Origin of the sequence: Rhizobium sp. BK379 (assembly GCF_014193955.1) — a bacterium.
Classification (GTDB): domain Bacteria; phylum Pseudomonadota; class Alphaproteobacteria; order Rhizobiales; family Rhizobiaceae; genus Rhizobium.
This window is the reverse complement of sequence record NZ_JACIAD010000009.1, coordinates 123,450-137,777: the sequence shown is the minus strand read 5'-3', so window position 1 is coordinate 137,777 and position 14,328 is coordinate 123,450. Positions and strand designations below refer to the sequence as shown.

At 61.3% G+C, this 14,328-nt stretch carries 11 protein-coding genes; 9 read left to right on the top strand and 2 right to left on the bottom strand.

What is annotated here, in order from left to right:
- Positions 1-18 precede the first annotated feature (18 nt).
- The 3 genes from FHT93_RS30735 to FHT93_RS30725 all read left to right on the top strand — a co-directional run bounded on the left by FHT93_RS30735 (position 19) and on the right by FHT93_RS30725 (position 2,127).
- The gene (locus FHT93_RS30735) at positions 19-990 is read left to right on the top strand and encodes a beta-ketoacyl-ACP synthase III (RefSeq protein WP_112544642.1); all 972 of its coding nucleotides are present in this window, start codon (positions 19-21) and stop codon (positions 988-990) included.
- A gap of 106 nt (positions 991-1,096) precedes the next feature.
- Positions 1,097-1,435, top strand: coding sequence for an integration host factor subunit alpha (locus FHT93_RS30730; protein WP_007819963.1), 339 nt, complete (start codon positions 1,097-1,099; stop codon positions 1,433-1,435).
- 149 nt (positions 1,436-1,584) lie between these two features.
- The gene (locus FHT93_RS30725; protein ID WP_112544640.1) at positions 1,585-2,127 is read left to right on the top strand and encodes a MerR family transcriptional regulator; all 543 of its coding nucleotides are present in this window, start codon (positions 1,585-1,587) and stop codon (positions 2,125-2,127) included.
- A 5-nt stretch (positions 2,128-2,132) separates the two neighbouring features.
- Here the strand turns inward: FHT93_RS30725 and FHT93_RS30720 are convergent, their stop codons facing one another.
- Complete coding sequence (locus tag FHT93_RS30720; RefSeq protein WP_112968034.1) at positions 2,133-2,474, bottom strand: response regulator; 342 nt, start codon at positions 2,472-2,474, stop codon at positions 2,133-2,135.
- Positions 2,475-2,659: 185 nt separating this feature from the next.
- Here FHT93_RS30720 and FHT93_RS30715 point away from each other — a divergent pair, with 185 nt between their 5' ends.
- Positions 2,660-4,297, top strand: a complete 1,638-nt coding sequence (locus FHT93_RS30715) for a response regulator (protein WP_183850997.1) — start codon at positions 2,660-2,662, stop codon at positions 4,295-4,297.
- Positions 4,298-4,329: 32 nt separating this feature from the next.
- Here the strand turns inward: FHT93_RS30715 and FHT93_RS30710 are convergent, their stop codons facing one another.
- On the bottom strand, positions 4,330-4,650 hold the full coding sequence (locus FHT93_RS30710; RefSeq protein WP_183850995.1) for a DUF1236 domain-containing protein: 321 nt from the start codon (positions 4,648-4,650) through the stop codon (positions 4,330-4,332).
- Positions 4,651-4,954: 304 nt separating this feature from the next.
- Between FHT93_RS30710 and bcsN the strand changes: the two genes are divergently transcribed.
- Genes bcsN through FHT93_RS30685 form a run of 5 tightly spaced genes read left to right on the top strand, consistent with a single transcriptional unit; the run spans position 4,955 to position 14,254 of the window.
- Positions 4,955-5,938, top strand: a complete 984-nt coding sequence (bcsN, locus tag FHT93_RS30705; RefSeq protein ID WP_113014000.1) for a cellulose biosynthesis protein BcsN — start codon at positions 4,955-4,957, stop codon at positions 5,936-5,938.
- A gap of 54 nt (positions 5,939-5,992) precedes the next feature.
- Positions 5,993-8,191 carry a UDP-forming cellulose synthase catalytic subunit gene (gene bcsA, locus FHT93_RS30700; RefSeq protein ID WP_112544796.1) on the top strand — a complete coding sequence of 733 codons (2,199 nt, stop codon included), beginning with the start codon at positions 5,993-5,995 and terminating at the stop codon, positions 8,189-8,191.
- Positions 8,188-10,734, top strand: a complete 2,547-nt coding sequence (locus tag FHT93_RS30695; RefSeq protein WP_183850993.1) for a cellulose biosynthesis cyclic di-GMP-binding regulatory protein BcsB — start codon at positions 8,188-8,190, stop codon at positions 10,732-10,734. The genes bcsA and FHT93_RS30695 overlap by 4 nt, the downstream gene beginning before the upstream one ends.
- Complete coding sequence (locus FHT93_RS30690) at positions 10,731-11,777, top strand: glycosyl hydrolase family 8 (protein ID WP_183850991.1); 1,047 nt, start codon at positions 10,731-10,733, stop codon at positions 11,775-11,777. The genes FHT93_RS30695 and FHT93_RS30690 overlap by 4 nt, the downstream gene beginning before the upstream one ends.
- Complete coding sequence (locus FHT93_RS30685) at positions 11,774-14,254, top strand: cellulose synthase (RefSeq protein WP_183850988.1); 2,481 nt, start codon at positions 11,774-11,776, stop codon at positions 14,252-14,254. Before FHT93_RS30690 ends, FHT93_RS30685 begins: the two co-directional genes overlap by 4 nt.
- Positions 14,255-14,328: the final 74 nt, after the last annotated feature.

The window sequence follows — 14,328 nt, the reverse complement described above, 5'->3', positions numbered from 1 at the left end:
CGACGGGGTTCAAGCAATATGATCCGATCAGTGGTTCGTGGTTTCGGGGCAGCACTGCCGAAACGCGTGATGACCAACCGCGAAATGGAAGGTGTCGTCGACACGTCGGACGAGTGGATCGTCCAGCGTACCGGCATCCGCCAGCGTTACATTGCCGGCGATGACGAAACGACGTCGTCGCTCGGTGAAGCTGCAGCGCGGGCCGCGCTCGCAAATGGCGGGCTGACGCCTGATGATATCGATATGATCATCTGTGCCACCTCGACGCCCGACAACACTTTTCCGGCGACATCCGTCAACATCCAGAACCGTCTCGGAATGACGCATGGCTTCGCCTTCGACGTTCAGGCCGTCTGCACGGGTTTCGTCTATGCGGTGACGACGGCTGACGCCTATATTCGTGGCGGTCTTGCCAAGCGCGTGCTTGTCATCGGTGCCGAGACCTTCTCCCGCATCCTCGACTGGAATGACCGCACCACGTGCGTGCTTTTCGGCGACGGCGCCGGCGCGATCGTGCTGGAAGCAGTCGAAGGCGAGGGGACGACGGCAGACCGCGGTGTCTTGACGGCGCATCTGCGTTCGGACGGTTCGCACAAGGACAAGCTTTACGTCGACGGCGGTCCGTCCTCGACGGGTACGGTCGGCAAGCTGCGCATGGAAGGCCGCGAGGTCTTCAAATATGCCGTGGGCATGATTACTGACGTGATTCAGGCCGCTTTCGATTCAACCGGAACAACCTCCGAGGATCTCGACTGGCTGGTCCCCCACCAGGCCAATCGCCGCATCATCGACGGCTCGGCCAAGAAGCTGAACATTGCCCCGGAAAAGGTCGTCATTACCGTCGATCTGCATGGCAATACGTCTGCTGCCTCCATTCCGCTGGCACTTGCGACGGCTGCAGGCGACGGACGCATCAAGAAGGGCGACCTTGTGATGCTGGAGGCCATGGGCGGCGGTTTCACCTGGGGCGCGGTTTTGCTGCGCTGGTAGGCATAAATCCTAAAAAACTGGCGGCGAACAAGAGCTTGACCGTGAGGCACAAGACAAATAATCTTCGTCCACTTTCACAAAATATTTTCTATTGGGCGGGGAAACCATGACCGGAAAGACAGTTACGCGAGCAGACCTGGCGGAATCCGTTTTTCGGAAGGTCGGTCTCTCCCGGACAGAATCTGCTGAGCTTGTCGAAACGGTCATCGACGAGATCTGCAACGCGATCGTGCGCGGCGAGACCGTCAAGCTTTCCTCTTTCGCAACCTTCCAGGTGCGCGACAAGAACGAGCGTATCGGCCGCAATCCGAAGACCGGCGAGGAAGTTCCGATCTCCCCCCGCCGCGTCATGACCTTCAAGGCGTCGAATGTGCTCAAGACGCGCATTCTGAAGTCCCATGTTGCCCGGAAGGGCAAGACCAAGCCGCAAAATCCGGCTGCCTGATCATCTTTTTCCCGCCGAACGCAAAGGTTTTTTGCTGCGTCGTGCCTCCGGCTGTGCGCAACGCGAAGACGTGACTTGAATTCGCGGCTCCAAACCGTTGAAATATGATGAGTCGCCGTTTGGATCGATCCGCGAGGTCGCGTAGCAGTATGACGTTGGACAAGAGCCCGGATGCCTTTCGCACCATCAGCGAAGTTGCTGATGATCTCGACCTGCCGCAGCATGTGCTGCGCTTCTGGGAAACCCGCTTTCCGCAGATAAAGCCGATGAAGCGAGGCGGTGGACGGCGCTATTACCGGCCTGAGGATGTCGATCTTTTGAAAGGCATCCGCCATCTGCTCTATGACCACGGCTATACGATCAAGGGTGTGCAGAAGCTCTTGAAAACCAACGGCAACAAGTTTGTCGTCGCGGTCGGCCATGGCGATCTCGCAAGCGTTGAAGCACTCTCTGCGAACGTGCACGATACGGTCGCAGGCGAACCGCGCGTCGCAATGGCGGAAGAGGATCAGATCGTTGGCCGCGCCAAGCCGCCGATCACGCGCCGCTTTTTCAACTTCGTCAGCGGCGACGATGATCAGCCGGAAATCTCGGTCGGCAAGTCCAGTGTCGGCAAGGAGGATCGTGCGCTTCTCCAGGAAGCGCTCTACGATCTTCTGGAATGCAAGCGCCTGCTCGATCAGGTGCGTTAGCGCGTTTAGGCCTCCATGCCTTTCAGCGCTCTCTCGAGATCGGAAAGCTGGAACGGTTTTCTGAGGATAGGCTGGCCTGAATTGCTGCCTTCCGGCGCGCTGCCATACCCTGTTGCAAAGACATAAGGCTTGCCGCGCGCCTCGAGCAGCTTAGCGACCGGCAGTGAACTCTTTCCGGCCAAGGATACGTCGAGGATAGCCGCGTCGAATTCCTTGTTCTGAGCCGCATCGAGGGCCTGCTCCAGATCCGGAGCGCTGGCACTGATATGGTAGCCGAGATCCTCAAGCATCTCTTCAAGCAGCATGGCGATCAGCGCATCGTCTTCGACGATGAAAATGTCTTTCATGGTTCCGTCCACTCTCTGCCCGCACGGGCCTATGGCAGGCCTGTCGGGTACATGGCTTATCTGCGCCGAGCAGGCTGCTCGTCAAGGTTGGATCGCGGTAGTGCGAAAAACGGCATATTGCCCGACCGGATTCGATATGCAAAAGCTGGAGGGCCGTTTTCGTAACGGAAGGACGAGGCTGGGAAATGGATTTGTTGAGCGCCACGGACTGGCTGCGTCATAGGCCGGGTTTGACCTATCCGCTCGCTGTCGCCGCTGTTGCATTTACATTCCTGTTGCGCACTGCTGCTGGCGACTATCTCTCCGGCTTTCCGTTTCTGAGCTTCTTGCCCGCCGTACTGATCGCAAGTTTTATCGGCGGTGCCGGGCCGGGCGTGGTGGCCGCCATTCTGTCGGGCTTCCTCGTCCAGCAGTTCTTCGTCGAGCCGCACGATATCTTCTGGCCCGTCACATTCATCCAGTGGCTCGGCCTTTCGACGTTCATTGCCAATGCACTCATCATTGTCGGACTGATGCAGGCGATTGTCGTCTCCCACGGCCGGCAGCTGCGCCTGCGCGGAGAGCTGAACGATTTCAACAGGAAACTGGAAGAGACGGTCGCCCAGCGCACTGGCGAGCTCAAGCGCGAGATGGCGGAACATGCGAGCGCCCAGGCCCAGGTGCGCCAGTTGCAGAAAATGGAAACCATCGGCCAGTTGACCGGCGGCGTCGCTCATGACTTCAACAATATGCTGGCCATCATTATCGGCAGCCTCGATCTCGCCCAGAGACGGCTGAACGGCAAGGAGGATCCACGCCTTCTGAATTCGATCCAGAGCGCCAGGGACGGGGCGCAGCGTGCAGCGGTATTGACCGCGCGGCTGCTCGCCTTTTCACGCCAGCAGCCGCTGGCGCCGGAAACCATAGACCTAAACAAGCTTGTCGGCGGCATGTCGGAACTGCTGCGCCGGACGCTCGGCGAGCAGATCAGGATCGAAACGGTTCTGGCCGGTGGCCTGTGGCCGACCTTTGCCGATTTGAGCCAGCTTGAAAACGCCATCCTCAATCTCTCGGTCAATGCCCGCGACGCCATGCCCGATGGCGGGCATCTGACCATCGAAACGGCCAATACCGAACTCGACGACCGGTATGCGCGCATGCACCAGGAGGTGGAGGCCGGCCAGTACGTGATGATCAGTATCACCGATACCGGCATCGGCATGTCGCCCGAGGTTCTGGAACGCGCCTTCGATCCTTTCTACACTACGAAAGGTGCCGGCAAGGGCACCGGTCTCGGCCTCAGTCAGGTTTACGGTTACGTCAAGCAGAGCAGGGGACACATCAAGATCTATTCGGAGATCGATCGCGGCACGACGGTGAAGATCTATCTCCCGCGCCGCGTCGGTTCCGGTGAGACGCGGTTTTCGGCGCCGTCGATGATGCCGATCCCGCAAGGGAGCGTCGACGACACTATCCTTGTGGTCGAGGATGACCAGAGTGTACGCGAGATGACGGCGGAGAGCCTGCGTGAACTCGGCTACAGTGTCCTGCAGGCCGCGAGTGGTCCGGAGGCGCTGGATGTGCTGCGGAATGAGCGGGTCGATCTCATCTTCACCGATATCGTCATGCCGCAGATGAACGGTCGCCAGCTTGCTGATGCCGTCACGGAGAAGTGGCCGGAAATCCGCATCCTCTACACGACCGGCTACACCCGCAATGCTATTGTTCATAATGGTGTGCTGGACCACGGCGTCTCGCTGCTTGCCAAGCCCTTCAGCCTGGAACAGCTCGCCCACAAGGTCCGTGAAGTGCTGAACGGCAAGCCGTCCGCGGAACAGGCGTGAGGCCCGCGTAAAGCCTCACGCCGTGCCGGAGCTTATTCCAGAACCTGGATGACGCGGTGTGTCTGCGGCTCGACGATTACGCGGCGCTCGTTGACGACGGTGTAGCCATAGCCGTCCACGTTGGGAACGGTATGAATCTCTACCGTGTCGGGAAGCGTCGTGCCGACGGCAATGTCGCCGTCATAGACGACGGAGGGAACGCTCTGCTCCATCACATAGGTGCGGACTTCCCCTGGAAGCACGACGGTCGAAGCGGTCGGCGCCGGATCGGTTACGATGACGCTGCTCTGCGCGAAGGCGGCGGAGCTTACGGTCAGCATGAGGGCGGCCGCGGCCAGCATGGTCTTGCGCATGGATATTCTCCTTTTCCTACCCAGCCATCGAGAAAACGTCAGCCGTCCTTCATGGTTCCGCCGGTGGCTCTGCTACTCCGGGTCATTCTTGCCGGATGCCCTTGATTTCCTCTCGCTTTGCTGCGCCCGTGAAAGTGGAGCCCCTGCCGATTTTACCCGGCACACCTGTAGAAAAGTGTTGACCATTTGTTAACCATGAGCATCGTTTATTCCTAAAGAACGACATAGGGGTTGTTGATTCGGAAATTCGCCGCGCTTTGTCCCTTCAGACAAAGATTAAAAATACGATAGCAACGGCCAGGACATGCATTTTCCGAAGACGATATCGATGGCGGCTCTCGCGGCCATGATAGCCGGCTGTACGTCGACAGGGGGAGTGCGTCAGCCTGTTGGGCCTGACAGTGTAGAGCCGGAAAAAGCGCTGGTCCTGCCGCCCCCCGGTGGTCCGTCGATCGTCAGCGTCGTCGAGCAAAAGCGTGGAAACGGTGTGGAGCAGACAATATCGCTCTTCACGTCCTCATCTGTTCAAGGCCAGAATTTCCTCAAAGTTCAGTTTCTTGGCGCGTCCGGGGCCAATCCCGGCGCCGGCAACGCTTCCTACAGGATGATCCGGGAAGGGGATATCGCGCGCGAGATGGCACGATCGGTTCCCGGCGTTCCGATGGCGACCTCAGCCACGTTCCTGCAGAACAGCTACGGTCCCTTCGGTTATGCCTCTGGCCACAGCCGCGCTGGCGATACCTGTCTTTACGCCTGGCAGCAGGTCCGCTCCAGCCAGTCGGCGCACACACAGGCGCGCAACTTTGGCATGATCCAGATCCGCTTGCGCCTTTGCGATGCCCGGGCTAGCGAGCGCCAGCTCCTCGGCATCGTCTACGGTTACACCGTCACGGGCACTTTCGACGGCGATATCTGGAATCCCTATGGCGCTCCGCCGCCGGCCGATCCGGCGCTCGGCCAGACCGGCGCGCCGATCTATCCCGACGAGGGCGGCTATCGCCCGACCACGATGCCGATCGGTTACGAACCTGCTCCGGCCGCAGTTCGCCAGACAAGGGCCGTGGCCGTGCGCCGCGTGCAGGCGCAACCGGCACCTGCTGCACCGGTCCTGCAGCCGCCTGTCGGCCCTCGCGTGCCGCTGCCGAACGACGACACGCAGACGAATGCGATAGAGCCACCGGCAGAGGCGCCGGCGGCAGTCGAACAAACGGCAAGGCCGATCGGTGTGACCGTGCCTTCGCCTGATTGCATTGGCGATGCGGCCATGACGGCCGCCTGCCGGAAATAGCAAATACGCCCAATGCGCCGAGCGCAGCGGTTGAGCCATTTCGAAGGAACGTTCATGCGTAAGGCCGGCAGTGTTCTCATATGGGCTATGGTGTCGCTTTGCGTGATTGCTCTGATCACGCTGCCCGTCAATCTGCAGACCCAGCTCATCGCCAGCATTACCGTCGTCACGGTCATGGCGCTCATCAAGGTGCTGAAGGGAGAGGGCACATGGCGTCTCGTGGCGCTCGCCTTCGGTACGGCCATCGTGCTGCGCTATGTCTACTGGCGCACGACCAATACGCTGCCGCCGGTCAACCAGCTCGCAAACTTCATTCCCGGCCTGCTCCTCTATCTCGCTGAAATGTATAGCGTGATGATGCTGGCGCTGTCGCTCTTCATTGTCGCCACCCCGCTGCCGCCGCGTCCCTCGCGCGCCGGCAAGCTCGAGCGTTTCCCCCACGTCGATGTCTTCGTGCCGTCCTACAACGAAGATGCCGGCCTGCTAGCCAATACGCTTGCCGCCGCAAAGGCGATGGATTATCCGGCCGACAAGCTGCATGTGTGGCTGCTGGATGATGGCGGCACGCTACAGAAGCGCAATTCCGGCAAGCTGATCGAAGCGCAGACAGCCGCGGCCCGCCACGCCGAGCTCAAGCAGCTCTGCGTCGATCTTGACGTCAATTACCTCACGCGTGACCGTAACGAACACGCCAAGGCCGGCAACCTCAACAACGGCATGCAGCATTCAAGCGGCGAATTGATTGCCGTTTTCGACGCCGACCATGCGCCGGCGCGTGACTTCCTTCTGGAAACGGTCGGCTATTTCGACGACGACCCGAAGCTCTTCCTTGTCCAGACGCCACACTTCTTCATCAATCCGGATCCGCTGGAGCGTAACCTTCGCACCTTTGAAAAGATGCCGAGCGAGAACGAAATGTTCTACGGCATCATCCAGCGCGGTCTCGACAAGTGGAACGCCGCCTTCTTCTGCGGCTCGGCGGCGGTGCTGAGCCGCCGCGCGCTGCAGTCCACCAACGGTTTCAGCGGCATCAGCATCACCGAGGATTGCGAGACCGCGCTTGCCCTGCACGGCTCCGGCTGGAACAGCCTCTATCTCGACAAGCCTTTGATCGCCGGGCTGCAGCCCGCCACCTTCGCAAGTTTCATCGGTCAGCGCAGCCGCTGGGCGCAAGGCATGATGCAGATCCTGCGCTTCCGCTTTCCGCTGCTCAAGCGCGGCCTCACGCTGCCGCAGCGCTTCTGCTACATGTCCTCATCGCTGTTCTGGCTGTTCCCGTTCCCGCGCACGATCTTCCTGTTCGCGCCGCTCTTCTATCTCTTTTTCGATCTCGAGATCTTCACGGCCTCCGGCGGCGAGTTCCTGGCCTATACGCTCGCCTACATGATCGTGAACCTGATGATGCAGAACTACCTCTACGGGTCGTTCCGTTGGCCGTGGATTTCCGAACTCTATGAATATGTGCAGACGGTTCACCTGTTGCCGGCTGTCGTCTCGGTCATGCTCAATCCGCGCAAGCCGACCTTCAAGGTCACCGCCAAGGACGAATCCATCGCCGTCAGCCGCTTGTCGGAAATCAGCAGGCCCTTTTTCGTCATCTTCGCGGTGCAGATCATCGCCGTTGCGATCACCATCTACAAGATTTATGCGGAGCCCTATAAGGCGGATGTCACGCTCGTCGTCGGCGGCTGGAACATCATCAATCTCATCCTTGCCGGCTGCGCGCTCGGCGTGGTCTCGGAGCGCGGGGAGAGGGCGTCCTCCCGCCGCGTGCGCGTCAACCGGCGCTGCGAATTCGGCGTCGGCGACCAGTGGTACACCGCCTCGATCGAGGACGTCTCCGTCCACGGCGCGCGCCTGCACATCTTCAGCAAGCATTTTGATGCGGTGCAGGTTGGAGCGCTCGGCGAGATCCGCTTCCGCCCCTATAGCGGCGCCGATCTCGAAACCTTGCCGCTCATCGTCCGCAACATCGAACCGTCTGGCGATATCACCAATGTCGGCTGCCAGTATCAACCGAAGAGCGCGTTGGATCATCGCCTCATCGCCGATCTGATCTTCGCCAATTCGGATCAATGGACGCAGTTCCAGGCCTCGCGCCGGCGTAATCCCGGCCTCATCAGAGGCACCATCTGGTTCCTCGGCCTCTCGCTCTATCAGACGAGCCGTGGCCTGGTTTATTTCTTCCGCAGCATGCGCCCGGAACGTGAGGAGCATCGACAGCAGCAGGCGGCAAAGGCGAACGCCGGATGAAAAAATTCTTCGCCGCCTCCGTTCTTCTGATCGGCACATCGGTTCTCGCTTATGCGCAGACCGCTCCCTTCGACATGTCCGGTGAGCGCCCGGCGGGTGCGCCGCCGGTCAAGCCGCGGCTGACGCTTCCGGCCCAGCCCGCGCAGCCTTCCCAGCCCGCACCGGCCCCTGTTCCCGTCGTTCCACAGGCTGTTGCTCCGCAGCCGGTACAGCCTTCCGCGCCTGCGCAGAGCCAGGCATCCACGCCCGCAGCGCCACCGGTTAGCGTCATTCCCGCAACCCCCGCACCAGCGCCTGCACCTCCATCTGCGCCGGCGACGCCCTCCACCCCTGTTCAGGCCCAGCCGCAGCCGGCCACCCCTGTCATCCGTCCTGCCGCGGCCGCTCCACAGACCGGCGATTTCAGGCGCTATATCGTGCCTTTCTCCGAGCTCGGCCTTGGTGGTGAATACGACCGCAGGTCATGGTCGATCTATCTGACGACGGAGCAGGCGGCGGCGAAGGCGCGGTTCACCTTCACCTATCAGAACGCCATCGTCGTCGCTCCCGAAGCATCGCAGCTGACCGTGTTCATCAACAACCGTATTATCGGTCAGCAGCAGGTCGGTTCGCCCGACAGTCCTTCGGCAGTCAGCTTCGATGTTCCTCCGGGTCTGCTCCAACCCGGTGCCAATCTCATCACTTTCGAGGCCAATCAGCGCCACCGCACCGATTGCAGCATCGACTCCACCTATGAGCTCTGGTCGAACATCGATCCGGCCGGCACCTATCTGAGCTTTGCCGGCCGCGACGCCAGTCAGCTTTCCGGCACGGATGCGATCCGCGCCATCGGTGTCGATGGCGCAGGCAAGACGGAATTCGATCTGGTCGTTCCGGCGATGGAACAGCCCGGCACCACCAAGCCACTCCTGCGTCTGGCGCAGGGCCTGTCGCTTTTGAGCGGCATGCCGAACCAGGTCTTTGCCTTTAGTGCCGACACTCTGCCAGCAGGTGGTCCCGGCAAGATGGCGGTTTTCGTCGGTACCGCCACCGAGCTGCGTCCGATCTTCCCCAATCTTCCCCAAGGCGCTGAAAGCGCGCCGCTTGCGGCCTTTGTCATCGACCCCCGCAGTGGTTCGCCCGTCCTGTTGATCAGCGGTCCATCCTGGCAGGCGGTTTCGACGGCGATCGATACCATCGTGTCTCCGACCGACCGCGCCCCTGAAGTCCGTCGCGACGTGCTGACCACGCAGCGCTGGAGCGCGCCTGACGCGCCGCTTCTCTTTTCTGATACGAGTATTCCGCTCTCGCAGCTCGGCTTGAAGACCATCGACTTTTCCGGCCGTCGCTTTCGCACCGGCTTCAATATCGCCGTGCCGGCTGACTTTTACGCCAATGCCTATGGCGAGGCGAAAATCCTGCTCGATGCTGCCTATTCCAGCAAAGTGCTTCCCGGCAGTCATATCGATGTCTACGTGAACGGCAACATTGCCTCCACTGTGCCGATTGCAACGACCAATGGCGGGATTTTCCGCCAGCTTCCTATCCGCGTGACCATGCGGCATTTCAAGCCAGGGCTGAATTCGATTGCGATCGAAGCAGTTCTGATGACGGATGATGATGCAGCTTGCGTGCCCGGGGCGACAGCCTCGTCGACGCCGCGTTTTGCGCTTTTCGATACGTCCGAATTCCATATGCCGGATTTCGCACGCGTCGGGCAGCGACCGAACCTCGCGGCCATGGCCGGCACATCCTACCCCTATGGGCGCAGTCCAGATCCGACGCCGCTGTTCATCGATCGCACCGATGCCGACACGCTGTCTGCCACTGCGACCCTGCTTGGCCAGCTCGCGATCATGGCGGGCCACCCGATCGCGATCGAAACGGTCGCCTCGCCGGGCGTGATCGGTGACCGCAACGCGATTTTCATCGGCTCGATTTCGCAGATGCCGGCAACGGCGCTCACGCAGGTCAATGTCTCAACAGCCAGCCAGGCTTCCTGGCGTCCGGTGTCGGATTCCCAGCCGACCGAGATCGACAATGGCAAGGCGCTGGAAGAGTGGCGCTCGCGCATCAGCGGTGGCGCGCTGCAGGGCCGCATTGCCGCGTTCCGCGAATGGCTGCACCGAAACTTCGATATTACCGGCGCCTCGCTGCAATTCGTTCCCACTGCAGAGCAGGTGTTCACGCCGTCGAATGTGGCATCTCTGATGGTCGCTCAGGGCAAGAGCCCGGATGGTGGTGGTACGTGGACTGTCGTGACCGCGCCCTCGGCCAAGGACCTGCGCGAAGGGCTGAGTTCCCTGACCGCCCAGATGAACTGGCCGCAGATTGCTGGCCATGTCACCACCTATTCCAGCCGCACCGGCAAGATCGAGAGCGTGCCGGTCACCCGTTTCGATTTCGTACCTACCGGAGGCCTGTCGATCGCCAACTATCGCCTGATCGCTGCCAACTGGCTGTCGACGAATATTCTCTCTTATTCTTTCCTTTTGGTCGTGCTTTCGCTGCTGATCGGTCTGGTCACGTCCAGAATGCTCTCAAGGCTAGGCAGGTCGAAATGAAGGGCTGGATCGCGACGTTGCTGGCAGGCACGATGATGCTGGCTCTCGCCAGCGAGCCGGCCTTGGCGCAGCAGCCGCGAATCAGCGGCGAGGCATGGGCAGCTTACAAGGCGAAATTCCTCGACCCGAGCGGCCGCATCATCGATAACGGCAATGGCAACATCAGCCATAGCGAGGGCCAGGGCTACGGCCTGCTGCTCGCCTATCTTGCCGCGAGCCCCTCCGATTTCGAGCAGATCTGGTATTTCACCCGCACCGAATTGCTGCTGCGCAATGACGGTCTTGCCGTGTGGAAATGGGATCCGTCTGCCAGCCCGCATGTGACCGACACCAACAACGCGTCCGACGGCGATATACTGATTGCCTATGCGCTTGCGCTGGCGGGCTCTGCCTGGAACCGTACCGATTATATTACCGCGGCCACCCGCATGGCGCAGTCGACATTATCGGAGACCGTGGCCGATTTTTCCGGCCGCACCCTGCTGATGCCTGGCGCGGAAGGCTTCTCCGGCACGGATCGCGACGATGGCCCCGTTATCAACCCATCCTACTGGGTCTATGAAGCGCTTCCGGTCATGGCCGCACTTGCACCGTCCGATCAGTGGCAGAAACTGGCCGATGACGGGCTGTCGCTGCTCAAGGCCATGCAATTTGGCCCGCGCAAGCTTCCCGCCGAATGGGTGAGCCTGAAGCGACAGCCGCAGCCGGCCGACGGTTTCGAGGCAGAGTTCGGCTACAACGCGATCCGTATCCCGCTCTATCTGGCGCGAGGCGGCGTGACCGACAGGGCGTTGCTGACGCGCCTCAAGGAAGGCATGACCGAAAACGGGGTGCCGGCTATAATCGACCTCACCACCGGGCGGTCGAAGACGCCGCTTTCCGACCCTGGTTATGAAATTGTTAACCACGTTGTGGCCTGTGTATTGGACGGAACCAAACTACCTGCCGAAGCGCTGCAATTTGCGCCCGCGTATTATTATCCTTCAACGCTTCAGCTTCTGGGGCTGGCCTATGTCGGGGAGAAGCATCCGGAGTGTCTGTGAAATCTTCTTTCGTGGCGGTCACGGCAGCGGTCCTTGTGGCGACTCTCATCGCCGGGCTGAAGGACCGCGACGCATTGCAGGAACGTTTCGGCTTCGGAGGCAAGACTCCCGAACTCATGATGATGGGCCGTATCAAGGGGCCGGATACCCCCTCTGGTGAGCCGATCGATGTGCAGACCGTGACGGAGCGGATCCAGGCCGCGACGCAGGATAACTCTGTCGGTCAGGCCCAAAGCGCGGCTCAGACGGACCTGCCCCAGATAAGCCAAGCGCAGACAAGCCAATTGCAGCCGGGCCAAGCTCAGCCAACCCAAGCCCCGGCAAATCAGCCACAGACAAATCAGGCCCAGCAGCCGGCTCCGGTTCCGGTCGTCCCGCAGACCGCACCACCCTCGGCTCCCTCGGGTGCCGCCACCGCGCCGGCCAATCCGCCGCCCTCAGGGACGGCGGCAAGCCAGCAGCCGGTTGTCGACGAAAGCGCCCTTCGTTATTTTGCGAGCCGCGGCGACAAGCTTCGCCTGCAGGCGGAAATCTCGCGCCTTCAGGCGCTTTATCCGAACTGGGTACCACCTGCTGATCCGCTCGCCATTCCACAAAACGGCGACCGGCAGCTCGAAAATATGTGGCGGCTTTATTCGGAGGGCCGCTATGCCGAATTGCGCAAGGCGATCGCCGATCGTCAGGCCGCCGAAAGTTGGCAGCCGCCAGCCGACCTGCTCGACCGTCTCGATGTCGCCGAATCCCGTGCCCGGCTGGTCAATGCTTCTGATCTCAAGCAATATGCGACGGTCGTCGATATTGCAGCCGAAACCCCGAGTCTGCTGACCTGCGCCGAAATAGATGTGCTCTGGCGCGTTGCCGAAGCATTCGTCGATACGAACAGGCAGCAGCGAGGGCAGGATGCATATACCTATATCCTGAAGAACTGCACCGAGCCGGCCGAGCGCGTGGCGACGATCCAGAAGGCAGCCGCTCTTCTGCCCTATGGTGCGATGCAGTCGCTGCTGTCCCTTGAAAAACCTGCCGATGCCAATGGTGTCAGAGAATTCGACAGCCTGCGCGACGATCTGGCCCGCCGCTTCGTTGCCGACGGCAATGACGATCCCAAGCTCGAGGTCGCTGCCAATTATATCTCCCGCGTTGAGAAGCTTGCCGAAGAGCAGGGGCTGCCTTCGGACGCGCTGCTGCTTGGCTGGTATCAGCTTCGCCGCAACAATGATGCGGCTGCCGAAAAGTGGTTCCGCATCGCCCACGACAAGCAGGATTCCGCTGTAGCCTCCCAGGGGCTGGCATTGGCGTTGATTGCCCGCAAGTCGCCGCAGGAAGCCGAAGACGTCATGTACAAATGGCGTGACGATTCCAAGGATGCGACCGCCACCTATCTTGCCGCGACCGCCAATCTGATGGCCTTGCAGCCGCCGGCCGATCTGAGCGAGGACGTGCTCGGTCGTATCGCCGCTGCTATCATCGAACAGAAATACGTGCCGACGGCCCAGCAGTTCGGCTGGTACGCTCGATCGTTAAACCAGTTCCAGACGGCTGCCCGGTGGTTCGAGACGGGACTGCGTTGGAAGCCGGATGACGAACCGTCCGCCTATGGCCTTGCCGTCACCCGCCAGCAATTGAACGACCGGGCCGGAGTTGCCGAGATCCAGCGTCTCTGGGCGGATCGTTCGGCCCGCATTGCCACGTTGAACGATACAGCCGCCGTTTCCCGCAGCAACGCTCCGTTGCCGGCCCCCGGTTCTGCGGCTGGGTCGCAGCCGGCTGTTCAGCCTGCCGCCCCTCAGATCCAGTCTGCGCCGACCGAACGCAGTGCCGCCTTCCAGCCGGAGCCTCAGCCGCCGGCGCAATTTCAATCCCAGCAGCCGCAAGTGCAGCCCCAGCCCGTTATGCCCGCGAGGCCCACGCGGGCCATGCAGACGGTTGCAGTCGAGCGCGGTCCGCGTCAGCTTCGCGGATGCTCCACCACCATTGATCCCGCCCGCCTCCGGCCCGGCGATGCATTGGCACGCGGCTGGTGCCTGATGGATATCAACAGGCCGATGGAAGCGGTGAAGGCTTTCGAGGCGGCGCTGGCAAGTCCAGTGCGCAAGGATCGTGAGGATGCCGCCTACGGCCAGAGCCTTGCCTACCTGCGCGCCGGCCTTTCCAATAGTGCCGCAGTCGCGGCTACCAAGGCGCCGCAGAATCGCGACCGCGCGTCCGAACTGCAGGTAGCGATCCTTGCCGATCGTGCCCTTGCCGCCTTCCAGGGCGGCCGCTATCGCGAGGCACTCATTTTTCTCGACCAGCGTGCCCAACTGCAGCAGGAGCGGGTCGATCTCATGGTTCTGCGTGGCTACAGCTACATGAATCTGAAAATGTACGGTGACGCCACGCGAGTTTTTGAGGCTGCGGCTGCCACCGGCAATCGCGATGCTGCACGCGGCCTCGCGGATGTGAGGAGCATCACCCATCCCGAGGTCAACGACTAAAGCGTACGCGGTCATTCAGATCGCTTGCGACGCTTCAGGTCCTTGTCTGATGCACCGTTGCAGAGTTTTGCGCG